The following is a 20,771-nucleotide window of genomic DNA, read 5'->3' on the forward strand; positions in this document are numbered from 1 at the left end:
ACCGATGTCGACCATCGTTTATCACCGTGCATCGCGGCTGTTCACCGGTCTTTTGTTAACACTCTGTTTGTCGGCCTGCAGCACGGGGCCGTTGGTCGGATTGCTGTACACCGACGTGCGTCTGCCACTGACCACTGACCTTCGCACCACACCGGCACCGAAAAAGAGTCCCTCGTCCGATCGGGTTATCGAAATCAAGGAACCGATCAGCGGACTCGGCCTTTACGCCCGCGTCAGCACCAACGCCATCGGCGAGGTGGCCCGCCGGAACGGAGTGGATCCGCTCTATTTTGCCGACCAGGAGATCTTCAGCATCCTGGGAATCTGGAAAACCCACCGGGTCTATTTGTACGGTGAGCCCATACCGGCAACCACATCACCATAATCATCGCATCGTCAGCCAGGTGAAAAACAATCCGTTAAGGATCGGGGATGAAATTAATTGAAATCGGCGGTCCGAAAACCAGAAAAAAAGAAGGGCAGGCCCAAAAAGGGCCCGCCCAAGAGAGGAGAAGAGAGGAGGGTTGATGACACGGTCACAACCCTTTGGCGCCATACTGAACGGGAGTGTTCAGTCGCTTACCGTTTTCAATATAAGACCGGCCGCATCGTTATGCAAGACCTAACATAACAATTATTGCCAAATGCAGTAAGAGACACACATTACAGGGATCACCCCACCGCACGATGGCCATGGCAATTGGCGATTTTTCTCAATCTTTTTTATGCAACATTGGGGATAACTGTACGCCAAAACGATCGACCAGCGCTTTAAAATGGGCCACCGTCTCCAAAATGGGTTCCGGCGAGGCCATGTCTGCCCCCGCCTTTTTCAGGGCATCCAGGGGAAACATGCTGCCGCCGGACTTAAGGAAGTTCAGATAGGCGTCCCGCTCGGCAGTGCCGCCGTCCAGCACCCGACGGGCAAGGGCGATGGCCGCTGCCAGGCCGGTGGCATACTTGTACACATAAAAAGCGCTGTAGAAATGGGGGATGCGCAGGCATTCCAGATCAAGCTGCGGGTCGATGACCAGGGCATTGCCGAAATAGGTTTCCAGCAAGCGGTGGTAAGTGGCACGAAGCGAATCGATGGTCAGCGGCTTCTGGGCTTCCGCGTCATTGTGGATCGAGGCTTCGAACTCGGCGAACATGGTCTGACGAAAAAAGGTACCGCGGATATTGTCGATTTCGCGGTTGAGGATGTAGGCCACCATCTTCTCGTCGGTTTTGTATTTATCCAGCAGGTAACGGCTGAGCAACACCTCGTTGAATGTGGAGGCCACCTCGGCGGCAAAAATGGTGTACTGGTGGTCCACATAAGGCTGGTGTTTTTTGGAAAGATAGGAATGCATGCTGTGCCCGGCTTCATGGACCAGGGTATAGAGGCTGTTGATGTTGTCATTTTCAAAATTGAGCAGGATATAGGGCGGCGAGTCGTAACTGCCCGAGGAGTAGGCTCCGCTGCGCTTCCCTTTGTTCTCGTACCGATCCACCCATCCGCCGGCAAGTCCTTTCTTCAAAACAGCCGTGTATTCATCTCCAAGGGGGGTCAGTGCCGCCATGGCGATCTCGACGGCCTGATCGTAATTCAAACGGAAGTCAACCGCCGATACCAGGGGCACATAGGTGTCGTAAAAATGAAGGTGTTCGACGCCCAGGGCCTGGCGCCGCAGCCCGAGGTAGCCGAACAGCGGTGCCGTGTGGGTCTTGACCGTCTCCACCAGGTTGTCATAGACCGACTCGGGTACATTATCGAAGAAAAGGGCGGCACTGCGGCATGAGGCGTGATTGCGCACCCGGGCATAGAAAACATCTTTTTTTACCGAGTGGGCCAGGGCCGCAGCGATACTGTGCCGGTGCGCCTGATAAGTCTGGTAATACTGTTCAAAGGCCTGGCGCCGGATCTCCCGCTGGGGTTTCATTAAAAAAGAGATGAAATTGCCGTGGCTCAACTCCAGGCGCTCTCCCTTTTCGTCCTCGATCACCCCAAAGGTCAGATCGGCATTGTCCAACTGACTGAAAATCTGGGAGGGGGCTCTGGCCACTTCCGTGGACATGGCCAGAATTTTCTCGATATCCTCGCCATGGGTGTGGGGCTTGGCGCGCAGAATCTTCTCCAGGAAAAAGCCAAAAGTCTGCAGCGCCGGACTGGAAAGAAATTCGGCCTTGCGCACCTCGTCCAGGGCCTGGATCTCCGGATCGATGAAGCTTGAGGCCTCCGACACGCGGGTAAAAAGGCCCATGGCCCGGTCCTGCATACCCACATAATGGCTGTTGGATTTGTCTTCGTCACTCTTCAGGTGGGCATAGGTGTACAAATTATCCAGGGCACGGGAGATCTGCATATGAAATTCCAGGGCCTTGGCCAGCCCCTCGGGCGATTCCAACAGGCGCCCACGGAAAATGGCGTAGCCGTCGAGTTGGGCGGACACGTCCGCAAACTGCGCCTCCCAGGCTGCATCGTCAGCAAACAAGGGCGTCAGGTCCCACTGGCTTTCGGCAGGAATGTCCTCACGAAGGGGGATTTTTTTGGTGTTGGGCATCACGTTGACTCCATTTCTATTTAAACGTTTTCCGAGGTCCGGAATCCTATAAATCAGTGTTTAAGATAATGTTTTTGGGCTGCGTTATTCGTTCAAGCCGAACTGATCCATCAGATCGGTGGCGATCTCCTGGATCAAAGCGCTCATTTCCAACGCGGCGATCCATTCGGCCGGGATCCTGTCCATCCCGTATCGGGCACCGATGATGTTACCGGCGATCGCCCCCGTGGAATCGCTGTCTCCGGAATGATTGACCGCCAGGAGCACCCCGCGCCTGAAATCGGCACCGGCCACCAGGGCCGCGTAGATCCCCATGGCCAGTGCCTCCTCGGCGACCCAGCCCGCCCCGAGGGTTTCGATCCGTTCCGGTGAAGGGTCCTGTTGGTGGCTCAGTTCAACGGCCGCGGCAACGGCTTTCAGGCATTCTTCACGGCTGTCGTAGTCCATGAGGATGCCGGTGGCATCGGCAATCGCGTCGGGCAGCGTCGCCCCCCCGGCGAGCCGTGAAATGAGCGCCGCCATCAGGCCGGCACACAAATGGCCGGTGGGATGACCATGGGTAATGGCTGCAGAGGCACATCCCAGACGGAACGCTTTTTCGGCATCCGCATAGGCCAGGCCGACCGGTGCCACCCGCATCACGCCACCACACCCTTTGCTGTCGTTAATGGCCAGTTCGACGGTTCCCATTTTTCCCGAGCGCAACGCGGAAAGACAGGCATGCCCCGGGGCCCGCTGAACAAACAGGTCCCGATGGCCGGTAAGAATACCGTCGATCACCGAGCAGGTGCCGTGTTGATGGATCAATTGCGCCTGACTGCGGGTATCCTGGGTGTAAAGCCAACGCAGGTAGGCATGGTAGATCGCCGTCACCGCCAGGTCTTCACCGGCATATTCGCGCCGCACATTGGAGAGGATCAGCCCTTCGGCCGTGAACAGCGTCATCTGGGTATCATCGGTAATCGCGCCCAGACGACCGTAGGCTTTCTCGAATCGGGAAATGCCGGAATCCCCATAACGTCGCCGGATTTCATCCAGGCTGAAAAATTCGACGGGTGCGCCCAACGCGTCGCCAATGGCGCCGCCCAGCATGCAGGCGAGGGCACGGGAAGACCGTGTCAGGGAGGGTTGCGGATTGTCCAAAAGGGTGTCCATAACATTTGCCTCGACGGTGTCCATGACAGAATCGTTGCCAGCCGGCCGCCAATCGCCCGTTAGCCCATCGGCGTCAGCCGCACCAGCCGGCGCTGGTCGCCCAGAACAGGCAGGGAGTAGCGGTGGATCCGAATCGTGAAGCGGGTATCGGCAAGAAGGAGGATACCGTCATCGGTGATCGCATCGATTTCGTGGTCGTGTTCGGCCTGGGGCCCTTTCATGGCCAGCAGGCAGCCGCCAGGTGCCAGGAACGGCAGGCAGAGCCGGGCGAAATCCTCCAGCGAAGCGAATGCCCGGCACACCACCTGGTCGAACTGCCCGCGGTAGGCCGGCATTCGTCCCAGTTCCTCCAGGCGGCCGTGCACGGCACGGATGCCACCCAGGCCCAAGGCGCCGATGGCGTACTTGAGAAAAGAGACCTTCTTGCGCACGCTGTCCACCAGGGTCAGCGACAGATCGCTTCTGACGATCTTGAGCGGCAGGCCGGGAAATCCGCCGCCGGTTCCGGCGTCCAGCACCCGCTGCCCCGAATCGAGGCTGGCCGTCACGGCCAGCGCATCCACGTAATGCTTGACCGCCACCGCCAGCGGATCGGTAATGGCCGTCAGATTGGAAACCCGGTTCCACTGGACCATCTCCCGGGCATGCCGGCCCATGGACCGGGCCTGGCCGCCAGACACGGTCACGCCCAATTCAGCCGCACCGTCGATGACGGTTTGTCGCCAGGCGGCGGAATCGATCTCCATGGTGGGCAGGATACGTTCCGGGGTCCACGTTTCGCTGTCCATGTGGCGTCCTTTCCGGGTTTGGCGGTTCGCAGAAAGTTCGATAAATGACCCTAGGCAATTGTTCTCACCTTGTCAATGCTCATGAATCGTGCCATTGTTGGCATTAAGCGAACCCGCTTGCAAAGGCAGATCCTTTTTTGTAATAAAGCAGCCCAAAAAACATTATCTTGAATGCGGTATTGCCGGAAGCGGCGGCAGCGCGGTTCGGCTGCCATGGAAAAACCAGATGAGCGAAAACAAGCACACTGTTTTTAACATTGATTTCAACGACGACCGGCTTGTGCAGGCCCGCCATCGCATTTTGTTCGAACGATCCCCCGATGCGGTCATCGTCACCGCAGCCAACGGCCGGATACTGGATTTCAACCCAGCCAGCCTTGTCTTTTTCAATATCGCCGAAGCCGAACTGCGCCGATCGAACATCACCACGTTCTATGCCAACCAGACGGACCGCGACCATCTGCTGCAACAGGCCGACAACACCGGTTTGGTGCCCAACGCCCCGATTATTTTCGTCGACCACCGCGAAAATGTCAAACACGCCCTGGTCACCATCATGCGGTTGGACCATCCCGGGGGAGGGGCTTACGGATACCTGGGCGTTATCCGCGATGTGACCCAGCGCCGACTGGCCGAAAAAAGGCTGCACAACCAGAAAAACTTTGCCGAACAGTTGTTTGACGCCGGTCCGGAAGCCATTGCGATCCTGGACATGGACGACCGGGTCATACGGGTCAACGATGAGTTCTGCCGGCTTTTCCGATATTCACCGGAAGCGTGCATCGGCCGGCGCATGGAATCGCTGATCGTTCCCCAAGCGTTGAAAGCCGAAAGTTTTTCCTACTCCGCACGGGCCCTGGCCGGTCAGCGGTTTGAAATGGAAACCCAGCGCATGGACCGGGATGGCAGGCTGATCGATGTCTCCATCCTGGCCAAACCGATTGTCACGGAAAATGACGAACCCGCGATTTATGTCATCTACCACGATATCACCCAGCGTCGCCGGAAAGACGCCGAACTGCGCTATGTGGCCTACCACGACACGCTCACCGGCCTGCCCAACCGCAAATCCTTTTACATGGTTCTGGACGACCTGCTCCAGCATGCCTCCCGCCGCGGGTCGGACCGGGCCTGGGCGCTGATGTTCCTGGACCTGGACAAATTCAAACAGGTCAACGACACGCTGGGCCACGATACCGGAGATCTGCTGCTCAAGGCGGTCGCCAAAAGACTCGGTCAGTGCCTGAGGGAAACGGACCATCTTTTCAGGCTGGGCGGAGATGAATTCACCGTCATTCTCACCAACCTGAATCGGGATATCGATGTCGCCCGGGTGGCGCGTAAAATATTGGCGTCGATCAATCAGGTGTTCCGCTTCGACGGCCATGAGATCTTCACCACTGCCAGCATCGGGATCAGCGTTTTCCCCAATGACGGCTGGGATGTGGAGGGCTTGGTGAAAAATGCGGATATGGCCATGTATGCCGCCAAAGAAAACGGCGGTGGGAACTACCGTTTTTTTACCGAAGAGATGAACCGCCAGGCGCTGCATCGCATGCAGATGGAGAGCCACCTGAGAAAAGCCATCGGCAACAACGAACTGCTGCTTTACTACCAGCCGTTTGTGGACCGGGCCAGCCGCATCGTGGGTATGGAGGCGCTGATCCGCTGGCATCACCCCGAACTGGGGCTGATTCTGCCGGCGGATTTTATTCGCATCACCGAAGATACCGGTATCATCGTGCCGGTGGGCCGGTGGGTCCTGGCCACCGCCTGCAACCAGGTCAGGGCCTGGCACGACATGGGTTTCGATACGCCATTCGTCTCCGTCAATATCTCGGCCCGCCAGCTGCAGGAATCTGATTTTGAGCAGACGGTACTCCAAGCCATCGATGAAAGCGGCCTGCCACCGGCATGCCTCAACCTGGAGGTTACCGAAAGCAGCATGATCCAAAACCCGGAAGCGTGTATTGCCAAGATGCAGCATCTGCGTTCCAGAGGCGTCCGTTTCTCCATCGATGATTTCGGCACGGGCTATTCATCGCTGAGTTACCTGAAGCGTTTTCCCATCGATGCCCTGAAAATCGACCGTTCGTTTGTTTCCGATCTGATGAAAAGCAAAGGCGACCAGGAAATCGTCAAAACCATCATTTCCATGGCCCGCAACCTGAATATCGATGCCGTGGCCGAAGGGGTCGAAACCCAGGCGCAGATGGAATTTCTGATCCGCTGCGGCTGCGACACCATGCAGGGGTATCTTTTTGCCCGCCCCCTGCCGGCCGAGCAGTTCGCGGATCTGCTGGAACGGCAGAAGCACCGGGAATCTTCCGGTCAGGCAAAAAACACCGGCCAGGGGTCCGATGTCCCGGCGCCCTGACCTGTTTCAACCTGGAGTAACTGGTATGCGCTTTCGTCCCTGTATCGATCTTCACGCCGGCATGGTCAAGCAGATCGTCGGTGCCACCCTCTCCGACGACGCGGCCGGCCATCCGCAAACCAACTTTCAGGCCGAAAAACCGGCTGCCTGGTTTGCCGACCGCTATCGCCGGGACCATCTTACCGGCGGCCATGTGATTCAGCTGGGCCCGGGCAACGCCGAGGCGGCCCGAGCCGCTCTGGCCGGCTGGCCTGGAGGCCTGCAAATCGGCGGGGGCGTCAATATCGACAACGCCGCTGACTGGCTGGATGCCGGTGCCAGCCATGTGATCGTCACCTCCTGGGTGTTTCATGACGGCCGCATTCATATGGAGCGACTCAGGCAGCTGACCCACAAAATCGGTAAAACCCGGCTGGTACTCGATTTGAGCTGCCGTCGGCGGGACAATGCCTATCTGGTGGCCACCGACCGATGGCAGACCTTTACCAGCGAGGCTGTGACCTACGCCCTGATGGACCGCCTGGCCGCCTGCTGCGACGAATTTCTTATCCATGCCGTCGATGTGGAGGGTCGTTGCGCCGGCATCGAAACCGATCTGGTGGCCTACCTGGGGGGATGGCAAGGATTGCCGGTCACCTATGCCGGCGGCATCGCCAGCCAGGCCGATATCGACCGGATCGAATCGCTGGGTAGCGGCAACATCGATTTTACGGTGGGCAGCGCCCTGGACATCTTCGGTGGCCACGGACTGCGCTATGCCGAGCTGGCAAAACGGTACGGGCCATCCGACCGTCCGGATCAAGTGGATATCTGATCGTCGGCAGGGGGGATTCTATAGTGTTTAAGATAATGTTTTTGGCAAGGCCAGAGGGAGGAAGCTGTATAATGATTACCGCGAAGACCGATAACGCAGCCCAAAAACATTATCTTGAATACTATCTCTTGATGAATTCGCAAAAAGCGGCTGGCTCGTCATGCCGGACTTGATCCGGCATCCGGAACGTATGCCCCCCTAAAACAAACGGCTCCCCGGAACGCGTACCGGGGAGCCGGATCAATCACGGGGTCAAATCATCAAAAGTTTACCCCAATGGTGAAACACCGGGGTTTAGTCTACCGGCGTGACCGACATGACCTGGAGAACCTCTCCCACCTCGGTCTCGGCAATCGTACCGGTGATTTTCACCTTCTGACCGACCAGGTCGGCAAGGTCATTATCATTTGAGAGCAGGTAGGCGAATTGATCCGAAACAATGGCCACCCCTTTTTCGGTCTGCATCAGGGTCCCGTCAATCTCGGTCGGTTCCGCAGTCGCGGATGCCAAGGTTTCCTTGGCCGTTTCCGCCACCGACAGGGCTGTTTCCTGAATCGCCTCCGCAGTAGCCTGAACGGTCTCGCCGCCCGTCTGCTGAGCGACATCCGGCGTGGTTTCCGGGATGGTTTCTTGCTGGGACGCCACTTGCGCCGGCGATTCGCCTTGTGGTTGATCGGCCTGCCCCGTGGTGGTGGGGCTCTTTTCGGAACAAGCCACCGCCAACATAGCGGCCAAGCCAGCAACGATCAACGGTTTTGATAGCTTCATAACATCCTCCTCTTTTCATGAAAATAAAATGATCCCGCAACGCCTGCTTGTCGCGGATGCATGGCGTCGATCCCCAACGCCTTTCGGGGTAAAGCGATTGGCCTGCCGCAAGACAGTCTGCGGGGATCGCGCCCTCCGATCACAGGACCGGCACAGATATTTCATCAAGTAGTTGAGCAAGTTCGATACCAAATGTTATCTTAGCGTATTTAAAGGATATTTTTATTTTTCGGATTCAATGGGAAATCCCCGGTTGCATTTTTTGCACACGGCAACGTGAAGAAATCGGCATGATCGGCAGATCCGGCCCCCGACCATCGGATTCACGGACCCATGCGGCGCCCGGTCAGGGTTAACCGCATTTCACTTCTTGTTGCTCTTTTTCTCCGGTAGCGACGGCTTAAGAATGTCAAATGTCCAATTACAAATGACAACTGGTGGTATTCTGTCTATTTAAAAATCGATCCGATCCTTCAATTGACATTTGGATTTTTGCATTTGACATTGATTGAATCGGGGGCGGTGGGCACCCGGTTCTGAACCCTTGATAAACCGCCCGGTTTGAAATAAATTATCGCCTGTGCGGGCACGGGCGATCCGGGTCTGGCCGCATCGCCCTTTTATATCCCCTTATACCAACAAGGAGACGATCCCATGGAACTGAAAACCGTTCAGATTGACAATCCCGAACTTCTCAATTTCATCCTGGGGCATTCCCATTTTATCAAAACCGTCGAGGATCTTTACGAAGCCATTGTCACGACCGTCCCGGGCGCCAAGTTCGGCATCGCCTTCTGTGAAGCGTCCGATGTCTGTCTGGTGCGCCATGCCGGGACGGATGATGAACTGGTCGCCCTGGCGCAGAAAAATGCACTCAATTTGAGCGCCGGGCACAGCTTTATCATCTTCATGCGGGACATGTTTCCGATCAACATCCTCAACACGGTTAAAAATGTACCCGAAGTGTGTCGCATCTTCTGCGCAACGGCCAATCCGGTGGAAGTGATTATCGCCGAGACAGCCCAGGGCCGTGGAATATTGGGGGTTGTCGATGGGTTTGCATCCAAGGGGATTGAAGCAGACGCCGACATCACCACGCGCAAGTCATTCCTGCGGACCATCGGCTACAAAATGTAGACGGTGGCCCTCGACTTCAGGATGGGCGTTGTTGCAAACCGCCAGAGCTGCTGATATATTGATGACCCGGCGGGAAAAACAATCCGTCCCCGTCGGGTTGATCGAACGCCATCCAGGGGAGCATCACGTCGTGGATCCAAAAGACAGTTACTGGCGCAGGCAGTTTTATTTCGCCTCCAGCATCGGCATTTTTTACATCCTTATCATCGCCCTGTTCGGCATCCCCCTGCTGGGCACTTTTGTGGTAATTCTCATCAAAGGTGCCCTGGATCTGCGCTACCTGATCATTGCCGGCGGATGCGTGGGCGCCGTTGCCCTGGCCTGGTTCACGTATCGGGGACTGAAAAAACTGTGGTGGCGGATTCAAAGAGACGGGACCTTGGCCGGTGAAACGGCGCGCCGCAATCTTCTGATGGGCAAACCGTTCGAAATTTCCATTTTCAGCGGCATGCTGCGTTTCTCTTGCGGGCAGCCTCCGTCCGACGCCCCCCTGGCCCTGCCGCATTCAGAGCAGGCCCTGCTGCCCCAGGAAACCGGCCGGACCGGCGCTGCCGGTATCCTTGACCAGTTGGACCGCCTGGCCGAACTCAAACGCTCCGGCGACATTGATGACGACGAATTCAATCTGCTCAAAACCATGTTGATTGAATCGTCGGACGTACCCAAGGCAGTTGAAAACGATCACGCCAAATGACGAAAGGAACCCATTGGAAGAAGTACCCGAACCGAAAAATCGGCGGGTTGAAGTCACGGTCCGCTGATGACCGCCTCATTCAAGGCATCCCAAGTAGAAGATCCGGCAGCAGAATCAGGAAACGCGAGGTCCGCTTGTGCGCCTGAATAACGGACGCTGGCGGGAAGTTCTCATAGGCGTGGCAGTCACTGTGGTGATGGCCGGTGTTTATATGGTTCAGCCCCATTTTCTCACTGCGTTGAACCAGAAGGTTTACGACAGTATTCTGGCACTCACCACGCGGCCCAATACCTCCGGGGTGCCGGTGATCGTGGATCTGGATGAGCAGAGTCTGGCCCGGTTCGGCCAGTGGCCCTGGCCGCGCTATCGGGTGGCCATTCTGTTGGAGAAAATTCGCCGACTGGGAGCCGACGTGGTGGGTGTGGATATCATTTTTGCCGAACCAGACCGCACCTCTCCCCGGGAAATCCAGAAAAATCTGCGCAATGATCTCTCCATCGCGGTCGACTTTACCGGCCTGCCGGATGCGCTGATGGACTATGACCAGGTTCTGGCCAATCGTCTGGCCGCCGGTCCGTTCGTTTTGAGTTACAAGTTTTTTGCCGAAGGCGCCGATGACCTGGGCAGCGACTGCCGGATCCATCCCGTGAGCACAGCCATCGTTGCCCGGGCCGGTACGCCCCAAGGCATCCCGCTGATGTTCAATCCAACCAGCGTGGTGTGCAACATTCCGGTGCTGGCCGAAGCGGCCGGCGCCTCGGGGTTCATCAACATTGCCGTTGATTCGGACGGCATCTACCGTAAAGTTCCCCTGGTAATGAAATGGAAGGACGCCATATACCCCAACCTGGCCCTGGCAGTTTTCATGCGGACCACCGGGATCGACAATCTGGCTTTGAAAGTCGATCCCCACGGCCTCGAGGCCCTGCGTATCGGGCCGACCACAGTGCCCGTGGATTCCCGGGGCAATCTTCTCATCCACTACCGGAGTGCATCACGGGTATTTCCCTATTATTCAGCATCGGATGTATTGGAAGACAACCTTCCGGAAGGCATTTTCAACGGAAAAGTCGTTTTCATCGGCGCCACGGCCGCCGGCCTCAAGGACTACCGCGCCACACCGTTCAACGCCGCTTCACCCGGGGTGGAGGTTCACGCCACGGTTCTGGACAATCTGCTGCTGGGTGATTTTATCAGCCGCCCGGGCTGGGTAACCGGCATGGAATTCATCATCGTTTGGCTATCCGGCGTCATTACCATCGTTTGGCTGCTTTGGTCACGGGCCCGGTGGAGCGTCGTGGGCGTCATCCTGGGCGGGGGGATGGTATGGGGGGGATCGATCCTCTGCTTTCGAAACACCGGTATATTTGTCTCTCCCCTATGGCCACTGATTACCCTGGGTGTCTGTTTCGTTCTTCTGACCGTGTTAAAATTCTGGCGTGAAGAGTCCGAAAAACGTTTCTTTTATACTGCCTTCTCCCGGTATGTATCCGGTACCGTCGTCGACGAACTGGTCAAATCGCGGCGAGAGCTCTCCCTCGACGGTCAGGAAAAGGACGTTTCCGTTCTTTTCTGCGACCTGCGCGGGTTCACCGACCTGAGTGAGCGGCTGGCGCCCAAGCAGGTGAGTGAACTCCTGAGGACCTGTTTCACCCCCATGACACGATCGATCATCAATAGCGGCGGCACCATGGACAAGTTTATCGGCGACGCCATCATGGCCTTCTGGAACGCCCCGCTGGACGTTCCGGTACACCAGGCCGCAGCCGTCGGCACCGCCCTTGACATGCTCGACGAGATGAAACGCCTGAACGTAAGTTTCAAGCAGGACTTCGGCATCACTTTGGGGGTGGGGATCGGCATCCACAGCGGCCTGGTCCGCGTGGGCAACATGGGCTCCGAGGATCTTTTCGACTACACGGTCATTGGCGACAACGTAAACCTGGCCTCCCGGCTGGAAGCGCTGACCAAAACCTACGGACTCTCACTGCTGGTCAGCGAATCGGTCCGCCGGGCCTGTGGCACGGGGTTTGTCTTCCAGGAAGTCGATACGGTACGGGTCAAGGGCAAACAGGCGCCGGTGACCGTCTACACGGTTTGCCGGGACCATGCCGAGGGGCCGTCGGCAAAAGAACTGGCAAAATGGGATTCGGCACTGGACCTGTACAAAAAAGGACAGTTTGCGGCAGCGCTGGCCGCCCTGGCAGGACTTCGCCAGGACCATCGGGATCTTCAGCTTTACCGGATCTACACACAGCGCTGCAGGGAGTTTGCCGCCCGGCCGCCCGGTGAAAACTGGGATCCCGTTTTTGTTCTGAACAGCAAATAGGCCATGGCAGCAGGCCTAGGAATACCGCCGATCGACGCTGCTCAGCCGTCGTACCACGGTCTCCCGTCCCAGGGCCATCAGGATATCGAACATGCCGGGGCCGGCCAGCTGGCCGGTCAGCACGGTGCGCATGCCGTTGATCAACACTCCCGGCTTGACGCCGAGCTCCTCGGCAAACGCCCGGGTCGCCTGCTCCGTGGTCGCCAGGGTGAACGCATCCAGGGCCGCGAAACGATCGGCCAATTGCGGCAGCCAGATCTTCAGTTCCGGATGTTTGAGAAGATTCTTTTTCAACGGTTTTTCATCGATGGCATAATCGTCGGCAAAATAGGCCCTGCCGAGGGTCGCGAAATCCTTGAGGGTGTGGAAGCGGTCACGGATCAGGTCCAGGGTCTCCAGATACCACTCCCGACGGGCGCCGGCGTAATCCTCATGCCAGAGTCCGGCGGATTCCAGTTCCGGTTTCACCAGGTTCCCGATGGTCTCGATCGCGGTGCTGCGCAAGTACGTCTCGTTGATCGCGATCAGCTTGGGATCGGTAAAAAACTTGGGATCCCCGGCCCGGTAATTGAACACCGAGTTCACCCGGCCGATGCGCTCCAGGGTGAAGGCTTGGATCAGCTCCTCCCGTGAGAAGATCTCCTGGTCGGTGCCCGGATTCCACCCCAGAAGCACCAGGAAGTTGCACAGCGCCCAGGGCAGGAAACCCCTTTCCCGGTAGAACTGAACGGAAACGACTTCGCCGTGGTGGCGTTTGGAAATCTTGCGTTTTTTCAGGTCCAGGGTCAGCGGCATGTGGGCGAACACCGGCGGCCGGGCGCCCAGGGCCTCATAAAGAAGCAGTTGGCGAACGGTGTTGGTCATGTGGTCCTGGCCACGGATAACGTGAGAAATCCGGTCACGGATGTCGTCGACCACGTTACAGAGCAGGTAGAGGGGCTCGCCGTTGGACCGGACGATGACAAAGTCCTCGATATCGGCATAGGCCCGCTCGATGCGGCCGAGCACCCGGTCGTCGTATCCGATCTTTCCCGTACGCTCGGGCACCTTGAAACGGATCACCGAAGGCAGGCCATCGGCCTCGCGCGCCGCCACTTCGCTTGCGGAAAGATGACGGCAGGTGCCGTCGTAGCCCACAGCCTGTTTGTTGGCCAGTGCCTGCTCCCGCTTGGCCTCGAGGGTCTCCCGGGTACAGAAGCATTTGTAGGCCTTTCCGCTTTCGAGCAGCCGCTCGGCGGCCCGGGCGTGATCCGCCTTGAATTGGGTCTGGAAATAGGGGCCCTCGTCCCAGTCCAGGCCGAGCCAGGTCAGGCCGTCGAGAATGCCATCGATGGAGGCCTGGGTGGAGCGTTCGGCATCGGTGTCCTCGATCCGGAGAACCAGCTTGCCGCCATGTTTACGGGCAAACAGCCAGTTCAAAAGCGCCGTGCGGGCGCCGCCGATATGCAGATAGCCGGTGGGGCTGGGGGGAAACCGAACGCGTACCGCTTCCATGCTGGACTCCTTTCCAATGAGAGGTTCATATCGTCTGGAGAGCTTCTATACCGTTTCTGGGAAAACCGTTCAAGGGCACTGCCTCCAGTGTCCAGGGCAATTGCATGCAAACCAAATATCGGGAACCGTTGTCGCAGGCAAGGTCAGCTCCTGCAGCAAAAGCTGTGAATTGGCGCATTTACAGGAAGCTGTAGGAGCGGTCCATGACCGCGAAAAAAGAAATCAATCTACATGCGATTGTCCTGCTCCAGTGCCTGGACGAACGGAGCCGCCGTTGGGTGTATGGTTTACACGCTCCGATTTTCCTTTACTCCGCCAGCGCAAGGCAATTGAATGCGCCCCCAAGGATGGTTGACCGTTTGGCCAGGTTGACCAGGTGCCGGTGATGGGTAAAAAAGAGCACCTGGGTTTTGGTCGACAGATCGGCCAGTATCTTCAGCGTGGCCAGGGCTCGGTCGTCGTCGAAGCGCAGCAGGATGTCGTCGACGATAAACGGCAGCGGCTCGTTGTTTTCCAGGTATTGCTCGAGGCTGGCCAGCCGCAGGGCCAGGTAGAGCTGGTCTGCGGTACCGTCGCTCATCCCGTCCACATTGACCGGGGCAGCGGTCGCGGCACGGATACCCACCAGAATCGGGTTGCCCTTTTCGTCGTAGTCGGCGCGCAGGCGGTCGAACGCGCCCAGGGTCATTTGGGTGAAGAGCTCACTGGCCCGGGCGATCAATGGCCCCTGGTGTTTGTCGCGATATTGTTCGACCGTGCGGGCCAGGATCAGACCGGCGATTTTCAATCGGGAAAACTGCTCCACATCCGCCTCCAGGCGGGCCAGCAGCCGCTGGGCCGATTCGGCATGATCAGCAGCCGCGGCACTGCCGTCCATACGTTCCAGTTCGGCCGTCTCAATGCCGATGGTCTGGTCCAGCTGGGAACGCTCCTGTTCCAGCGTCTCGATCCGGTCGGTCCATTTTTCCAATTCGGTACCGATGCTGTCGGCATCCACGGCCATGGCTTCGGCAGTAAACTGGTCCACCGTGGCTCCGGCGCTCAAGCGACGCAGCTGATCGTCCAGGTCCGCCCGTGCGTGAAACAGGTCCCTGCGCCGCCGGGCGCGCTGTTCCGTCTCGGCCAGTGCCTCCGCTTTCTCGCACCCGGCTTCCCGGCACAACGTATCGAGCAGGGCCTGGCATTGTCCGATGCGCTGTTTGGCATCCGCCTCCCCTTTTCTGGCGTTTTCCAGTTGTTCGGCAAAGCTTTGCCGCCGGGACGCATTCGTGCGGGCTGCGGTCAGGCGGGAATAGAGCTGTTCCGCGGCCCCGTCGCAAGGGGCGCCTGTCAGGTCCGGTGCAAGATCGGCGACCATCCGCGCCACGCTCTGCGCAAAGGTCGCCGAGTCCCGGTCGATACCGTCGATGCGCTTTTGCAGCACCTCGGCGTCAGCGGACTTTGTCCGCGCCTCGCGAAGGCTGTCAATCACCGCCAGTGCCGCCGTGGGACTGGCGTCGGCATCCAGACCGATTTTGCGGACATTCTTCTGCCACCCATCCCGCCAGTGGGAAAGGGACGCATTCAGCGCCTCCACTTCGGCAGCCGCATCAGCCGTTTCCCCCTGCAGGTGAGAAATCTCCTGGTCAGCCGCCGCGTTGCGCTGCGCCCGCACCTGCTGAACCTGGACGTGAACCTGCGCCGCCCGGATCAAGGCCGGCAGGTCGGCGGCCGCGTCAACAGGCACACCGGCAGCGGCAAGGCACTTGTGCAACCGGGTTTTCAGGGCCGCCAGTTCGGCTGTCATTTTACTGCACCGGATGTGGTCGGCACGGTAGGTGGCCAGTTTTTCGAAAAGGGAGGCCATACCCTGCATCCAGGCGCGCATTTCAGCCACGGACAAGGGGATTATCCCCATTGAGGCCCACAGTTTTTGCCAAGCGGCGCCGGCAGCGGCCGCTGCCGTCTCAGCGGCAACCAATTCCGATTCAGCATCGCCGAGGGCGCCGTCCAACTGCCCGCGGCGCGCCTCGAGAAGTCCTTTGCGGCTCACCTGGTCCGCCTCACGCCGCAACCGGTCGGCGATGTGATCCGCCCGGGCCATGGTCGTCTCGAATGCATCGGGCAAACCATTGGCATCATCGCACCGGCGACAGAAAGCCGCTGTTTCGTCTGCAGACGCCGGGTGGCCGTCAAGGCAGCGCCGGACCAGTCCCCACCCCTGGTCGCGGGTGGCGCGGGCGGCCGTCAAATCCTGATCGGTGGGCACCGTATCGACGATGTCGATGGAACGTAGTTCCATCTGGGCGGCTTCAATCTCATCCCGGATGTTCTGCCGGGTCTCCCGCGCCTTTTCGATCCGCCGGGAAGCGGCGGTCAGCTGCTGGTCGAAGCGGTCAATGGTCGCCCCCGAGGGCAACGGCAGGGCATCAACATCCTCCAGATCCCCTTGCCACAGCGTCTGCCGCGCCAGTCGGCGCTTTAGGTCGCCGGCGAGCGCGTCGATCGATTGCCGAAGGTCAACCCTCAGCGTCTCTGCGGGGCCGGCATTCAGGGCATCCTGGAGTACGGTTTCGATCCCGCTGACATCGTCCGGCATGGGCATGCATTGGCGCTGGTCGAGCGAGCGCGCCAGCCGCGCCTTGAGTTTGCGGTGTACGCCGGTTGCCGACTCCAGTTTGGCGCTGAGGCGCTCGAAACGGGCCCCCAGGTTCTGAATTTCGCCGACGATGGAAGGCGGCAGGTCAGCCAACGCTGCCGACTCGCCGGAAAGCGCCGTCCTGACTGAGGAGAGGATCTCGGCAGCCTGCGTTTCGAGGGTCCGCATGCGTCCCTGCAGCCCGGGCCGGTCCTTCCGGGCCTTTCGATAACTGCCCAGTTCGTGCTGCAGGGCTTCGATGGACGCGGACCGGGCCAACATGGCCTCGGGCACATTCAGCGCCGCCATCTGCCGGCCGAACTCTTCCATGCGCGCCCGTGACTGTGCCCGATCGCGGGTAGCCACGCCAAGTTCTCTTTCCGCATCGCGGCGCTGCTCACCAAAGCCGTCCGCCAGGTCGGGCACCCCGGCAAGCTGCCCCCATTCACCATCCAGCTCCTTTTTGCGGGCAATCAGCGGTAGGGCCTCCTGGATTCGCTTCAGGCGGGACAATTGCTGCTTGTCGTCGGCCAGGGCGGTCTGGACCTGCGCCATGCGTTGCCGGGCCTGGCTCAGGTATTGATCGTGGTCCTGCCACGTCTTGGCCGGCAGCAGGCTCTCCTTCTGCGTTTTTCTCACCGCCTTGAGGGCGGCGATGGTCTGGTTGATCGCCGGCGTCGACCCGCTGGGCTTGAACAGGGCCCCGCAGGCCTGTTCCAGCTCCTGCTGAACATGCTGCAGCCGGATCAAACCGGCACCGGCGGCAAACAGGGCCTCACCGATGCGACCCCTGCCGGCAATGATCTCCTCCCCGCCCCGGATCAGATCGTCGTGACCGATGGCAAACATCTGCTCGAACAACTCCTGGGTGACTCCGCCGAGAAACACAGCCAATGAATCGTCGTCCAGCACGGTTTCGTCATCCGCACCACGCAGGGTTTTTGACTGCCCCTTGCGCCGCACAAATTCAAGCGCCTCACCGTCACTGCGTACCAGCCGGGCACCGATGCGAAGATGGGGATAGGCATGCAGAAAGTTATCCCCGGTGCGTACGGGGATACCAAAAAGCATGTGACGCAGGGCGCGCAGGGTGGAACTTTTCCCGGCTTCGTTGGGTCCGAAAATCAGGTGAAAGTCTATCGCCTTCGCGGAAAGATCGATGGTTGCGCCGGTAAAGGGACCGTAGGCGTCCAAACGGATGGTGTCGATTCTCATGTGGCCCCGGATGCCTTTCTCAGCCGCTGCACCAGGAGGGCATGGGCCTGGGCCAGCAGACGGGCCATGGCCTCCGGGTCATCTGGCCGAAAAGAGGCCGCATTCTGACGGTAATCGGCAGGCAGTTTTTGAAACAGCGGTGCCAGTTCATCGCCCAGGGCCTGAAGATCGTCCGGACTGGAAGACAGCCGTTCGACCAATAGGTTCAACTCGTTGATCGGCCCGCTATCCGGAACCCTGCCCCTGACCGGCCGCGTATTGACCTGGATTTTCTCGATCCAGGCGCGATCGCCGAACGCCACTGCCGCCGTCGAGCGCAGCGCCTGTTTGATGTACTCCATATCCGCCAGGATGCGCGTGTGCAGTTCGGTTCGGCCCGCCAGCTCGATGCGGGCAATCACCGGCAGCGGATCGTTGCGCGCGACCGTCTTTTCAAATTCCTCCCGGAAGCGGTCAAGGACCTCATCGATCGTGTTGGCGCCCGTCAGGTCGACGACCGTACGCGTCCAGCGAATCACATCGATGGTCTGGTGATGGATCAACGGCGCCGCCCCCTCTTCCATGACCACCAGCATACACCCTTTTTCTCCGCCCTCGCGGGCATGCCGGCCCTGGACGCACCCGGGGAAGACCACCGGCGGATCATGGGTAACGATCTCCGCCTGATGCACATGCCCCAATGCCCAGTAATCGTAGCCCTTGTTAACAAGGTCTTCCAGTGCGCAGGGGGCGTAATTCTCATGTCCCGGCCTGCCGGTCAGGCTGGTGTGCAGCAAGCCGATGTTGACATGCCCGGCAACCGGCGCCGGATAACCGGCGGCCAGGTTTTCCATAACTGCGGCCCGGGCAAAACTCTGGCCGTGAACGGCGACCTTCAGCGCATCGATCATCCGGGTTTCGGGCCTGGCGCTCGAAAAAATGTGGACGTTGGGCGGCACCGGCAGGCTGCGGGTCATCTGACCGGCAGCGTCGTGGTTGCCCTGGACAATGAACACGAAAATGCCGGCCTCGTTCAGCCGCCGCATCCGGCTTGTGAAATAGAGCCCGGTGTTGTAGTCCCGCCAGTCCCCGTCAAAAAGGTCGCCGGCGATCAAAACAAAATCGACGGCTTCATCCAGGGCCAGGTTGATGAGATTTTCCAGAGCCCGCCGGGAGGCCTGGCGGATCTCTTCCACGGGCGCACCGTCATAGGCTTCCAGGCGGTGCAGGGGGCTGTCCAGATGGATGTCGGCGGTGTGGATGAATTTCATTTTGAAATTAAGAATGACCGGTCCACGCGAATCCACGTTGCCATCCGCTTTTTCCCGTTGCCGATTTCAAATTCAGCCAGCGAGAATTCGTTGGCCGCTTCAGCAGAAGCGTTGTCCAACAGAATGCCCATTTTGCTCAGCTTAAACGAAACCGGTCTGGCGGACAGCTGACGTTCCGGTTTCTGGAGTAAATTTTGTACGTACGTCACATAATCCTTTGGAGACTTAAGCGATTTGTCAATCGATTTGATTTTGCCTTCGACCTCCTGATGCAATGCATCAAACGTTTTTCTCGTATCGCTTCCATCGGCATACAAGGCCATTTTTGCCACTGCTTCATCACGTTGCACCTCAAGTTGCGCCCTGGATTGCTTAAGCGCGGATATTGTTTCAGCAGCCATGGCGAACAGATCGGAAAACAATTGATATCGGAATTGCTTTTGAGTTTCCGCCAAATTGTCGCTGGGCGCGGCAATTTGATGCTTTTCAAAAAAAATGGCCTTTCTTAAAACATCCCGCCGAAAAATTTCTCCCTCTTTTTCTGACACGAATACCGATTTTTCTTGTTTTTCTGTGGTGAACAATGCAAAGCCGACATTGGCCGCCGAATTTTTAAAAAATTGCGTTAATGCCTTGCTTCCGGAGAGTAATTCGCGCGTCCGTTTTCCGGATTCAAAAATCGAATGGATCACGGGATCACGATCCCAGCGATCCGGATCGAATACCACGGGACCGGGAATCAAATCGATCAGCTTGCCCAAATAACGATCGGTACGGTGAACCAACGGGACCAATTCACTGCGATAGCTTGCCAAATAGGGAATTTTGTTTCCAAATGTTTCGATCATGCGATCGATTACAGTTAAACTTTCATTCGCTATCCGCCCTCGTCGTTTTTTCAACGCACTTTTGTAGACAAAGTGTTTGCGTATGGGATTGGAAAAATTCATTGCGAACCCCCATCCTGTAAAGGTTTGCAAAACGCGGCATCGAGATCGACCGCTTGCGTCCGAAGATAGATTTCACCACCATTGAGCATGGCTTGCCAGGCATTACCATACAAGTTCAACAAAACCTGGTAAATTTCTTGTCTTCGAGCTCTTTTATCCGTTTCAGGAGTGCATCAACATCGGGTTTTTGCGTCATCGGTTTGGTCCTATTCATAAAGCGCTTAGATCAATCCCATACTACAGTTGACAACTTAATTTCAATGGCTTGAAACCTCATGGCGCTCCACGGTATCTTGGGCGATCCTGAATGCTATAGTGTTTAAGATAATGTTTTTGGCAAGGCCAGAGGGAGGAAGCTGTATAAGTCATACCGCGACGACCGATAACGCAGCCCAAAAACATTATCTTGAATACTATATAATGTTCGCTTTAAAAGAGGGGGATAGAAAAGCGATATGCGTTTGCTGTAAGGTTGCCGGAAAAGAATATACCAGGATGCGCAGGATTTTCATTCGTATTCAAGGCGGGCTTTTTTATGCATAGTGGGGCTATGTGTGGAAACGCCCAACGCAGAAGACGGATGAAAAGACAAGCAGGCGGGTATATTCTTTGACAGAAATCGCCTAAGAGCCTGTTTGAA

General features: G+C 58.1%; 14 protein-coding genes. 6 read left to right on the forward strand and 8 right to left on the reverse strand.

Annotation, left to right across the window (positions count from 1 at the left end):
* The first annotated feature begins 4 nt into the window (after nt 1–4).
* Nucleotides 5–385 carry a hypothetical protein gene (locus tag GN112_RS10605; protein WP_155310190.1) on the forward strand — a complete coding sequence of 127 codons (381 nt, stop codon included), beginning with the start codon at nt 5–7 and terminating at the stop codon, nt 383–385.
* Nucleotides 386–713: 328 nt separating this feature from the next.
* Here the strand turns inward: GN112_RS10605 and pepF are convergent, their stop codons facing one another.
* The 3 genes from pepF to rsmG form a co-directional block, all read right to left on the reverse strand.
* Nucleotides 714–2,543 (reverse strand): oligoendopeptidase F, encoded by a 1,830-nt coding sequence (pepF, locus tag GN112_RS10610; protein WP_155310191.1) that lies wholly within the window; start codon nt 2,541–2,543, stop codon nt 714–716.
* 84 nt (nt 2,544–2,627) lie between these two features.
* The gene (locus tag GN112_RS10615; RefSeq protein ID WP_231716990.1) at nt 2,628–3,722 is read right to left on the reverse strand and encodes an ADP-ribosylglycohydrolase family protein; all 1,095 of its coding nucleotides are present in this window, start codon (nt 3,720–3,722) and stop codon (nt 2,628–2,630) included.
* A 35-nt stretch (nt 3,723–3,757) separates the two neighbouring features.
* Complete coding sequence (gene rsmG / locus GN112_RS10620) at nt 3,758–4,486, reverse strand: 16S rRNA (guanine(527)-N(7))-methyltransferase RsmG (RefSeq protein WP_155310192.1); 729 nt, start codon at nt 4,484–4,486, stop codon at nt 3,758–3,760.
* Between the two features lie 226 nt (nt 4,487–4,712).
* Here rsmG and GN112_RS10625 point away from each other — a divergent pair, with 226 nt between their 5' ends.
* On the forward strand, nt 4,713–6,863 hold the full coding sequence (locus tag GN112_RS10625) for a putative bifunctional diguanylate cyclase/phosphodiesterase (RefSeq protein ID WP_155310193.1): 2,151 nt from the start codon (nt 4,713–4,715) through the stop codon (nt 6,861–6,863).
* 25 nt (nt 6,864–6,888) lie between these two features.
* Nucleotides 6,889–7,677 carry a phosphoribosylformimino-5-aminoimidazole carboxamide ribotide isomerase gene (gene hisA / locus GN112_RS10630; protein ID WP_155310194.1) on the forward strand — a complete coding sequence of 263 codons (789 nt, stop codon included), beginning with the start codon at nt 6,889–6,891 and terminating at the stop codon, nt 7,675–7,677.
* 294 nt (nt 7,678–7,971) lie between these two features.
* On the opposite strand, the gene GN112_RS10635 is transcribed toward hisA, so the two are convergent.
* Complete coding sequence (locus GN112_RS10635) at nt 7,972–8,445, reverse strand: hypothetical protein (RefSeq protein WP_155310195.1); 474 nt, start codon at nt 8,443–8,445, stop codon at nt 7,972–7,974.
* Between the two features lie 654 nt (nt 8,446–9,099).
* Between GN112_RS10635 and GN112_RS10640 the strand changes: the two genes are divergently transcribed.
* The 3 genes from GN112_RS10640 to GN112_RS10650 all read left to right on the forward strand — a co-directional run bounded on the left by GN112_RS10640 (nt 9,100) and on the right by GN112_RS10650 (nt 12,605).
* Entirely contained in the window at nt 9,100–9,582 is a 483-nt protein-coding gene (locus GN112_RS10640) for an adenosine-specific kinase (RefSeq protein ID WP_155310196.1), read from the forward strand.
* A gap of 31 nt (nt 9,583–9,613) precedes the next feature.
* Nucleotides 9,614–10,276, forward strand: coding sequence for an SHOCT domain-containing protein (locus GN112_RS10645; RefSeq protein WP_155310197.1), 663 nt, complete (start codon nt 9,614–9,616; stop codon nt 10,274–10,276).
* A gap of 136 nt (nt 10,277–10,412) precedes the next feature.
* Complete coding sequence (locus GN112_RS10650; RefSeq protein ID WP_155310198.1) at nt 10,413–12,605, forward strand: CHASE2 domain-containing protein; 2,193 nt, start codon at nt 10,413–10,415, stop codon at nt 12,603–12,605.
* 15 nt (nt 12,606–12,620) lie between these two features.
* Here the strand turns inward: GN112_RS10650 and gltX are convergent, their stop codons facing one another.
* From gltX to GN112_RS10670, 4 genes are all read right to left on the reverse strand, one after another.
* Nucleotides 12,621–14,099, reverse strand: a complete 1,479-nt coding sequence (gltX, locus tag GN112_RS10655) for a glutamate--tRNA ligase (protein WP_155310199.1) — start codon at nt 14,097–14,099, stop codon at nt 12,621–12,623.
* Between the two features lie 307 nt (nt 14,100–14,406).
* Nucleotides 14,407–17,931: a YhaN family protein gene (locus tag GN112_RS10660; RefSeq protein WP_155310200.1), complete on the reverse strand. Its 3,525-nt coding sequence runs from the start codon at nt 17,929–17,931 to the stop codon at nt 14,407–14,409.
* Nucleotides 17,928–19,217 carry a metallophosphoesterase family protein gene (locus GN112_RS10665; protein ID WP_197743305.1) on the reverse strand — a complete coding sequence of 430 codons (1,290 nt, stop codon included), beginning with the start codon at nt 19,215–19,217 and terminating at the stop codon, nt 17,928–17,930. The genes GN112_RS10660 and GN112_RS10665 overlap by 4 nt, the downstream gene beginning before the upstream one ends.
* Nucleotides 19,178–20,131 carry a hypothetical protein gene (locus tag GN112_RS10670; protein ID WP_155310201.1) on the reverse strand — a complete coding sequence of 318 codons (954 nt, stop codon included), beginning with the start codon at nt 20,129–20,131 and terminating at the stop codon, nt 19,178–19,180. The genes GN112_RS10665 and GN112_RS10670 overlap by 40 nt, the downstream gene beginning before the upstream one ends.
* Nucleotides 20,132–20,771: the final 640 nt, after the last annotated feature.

Origin of the sequence: Desulfosarcina ovata subsp. ovata (assembly GCF_009689005.1) — a bacterium.
Classification (GTDB): Bacteria; Desulfobacterota; Desulfobacteria; order Desulfobacterales; family Desulfosarcinaceae; genus Desulfosarcina; species Desulfosarcina ovata.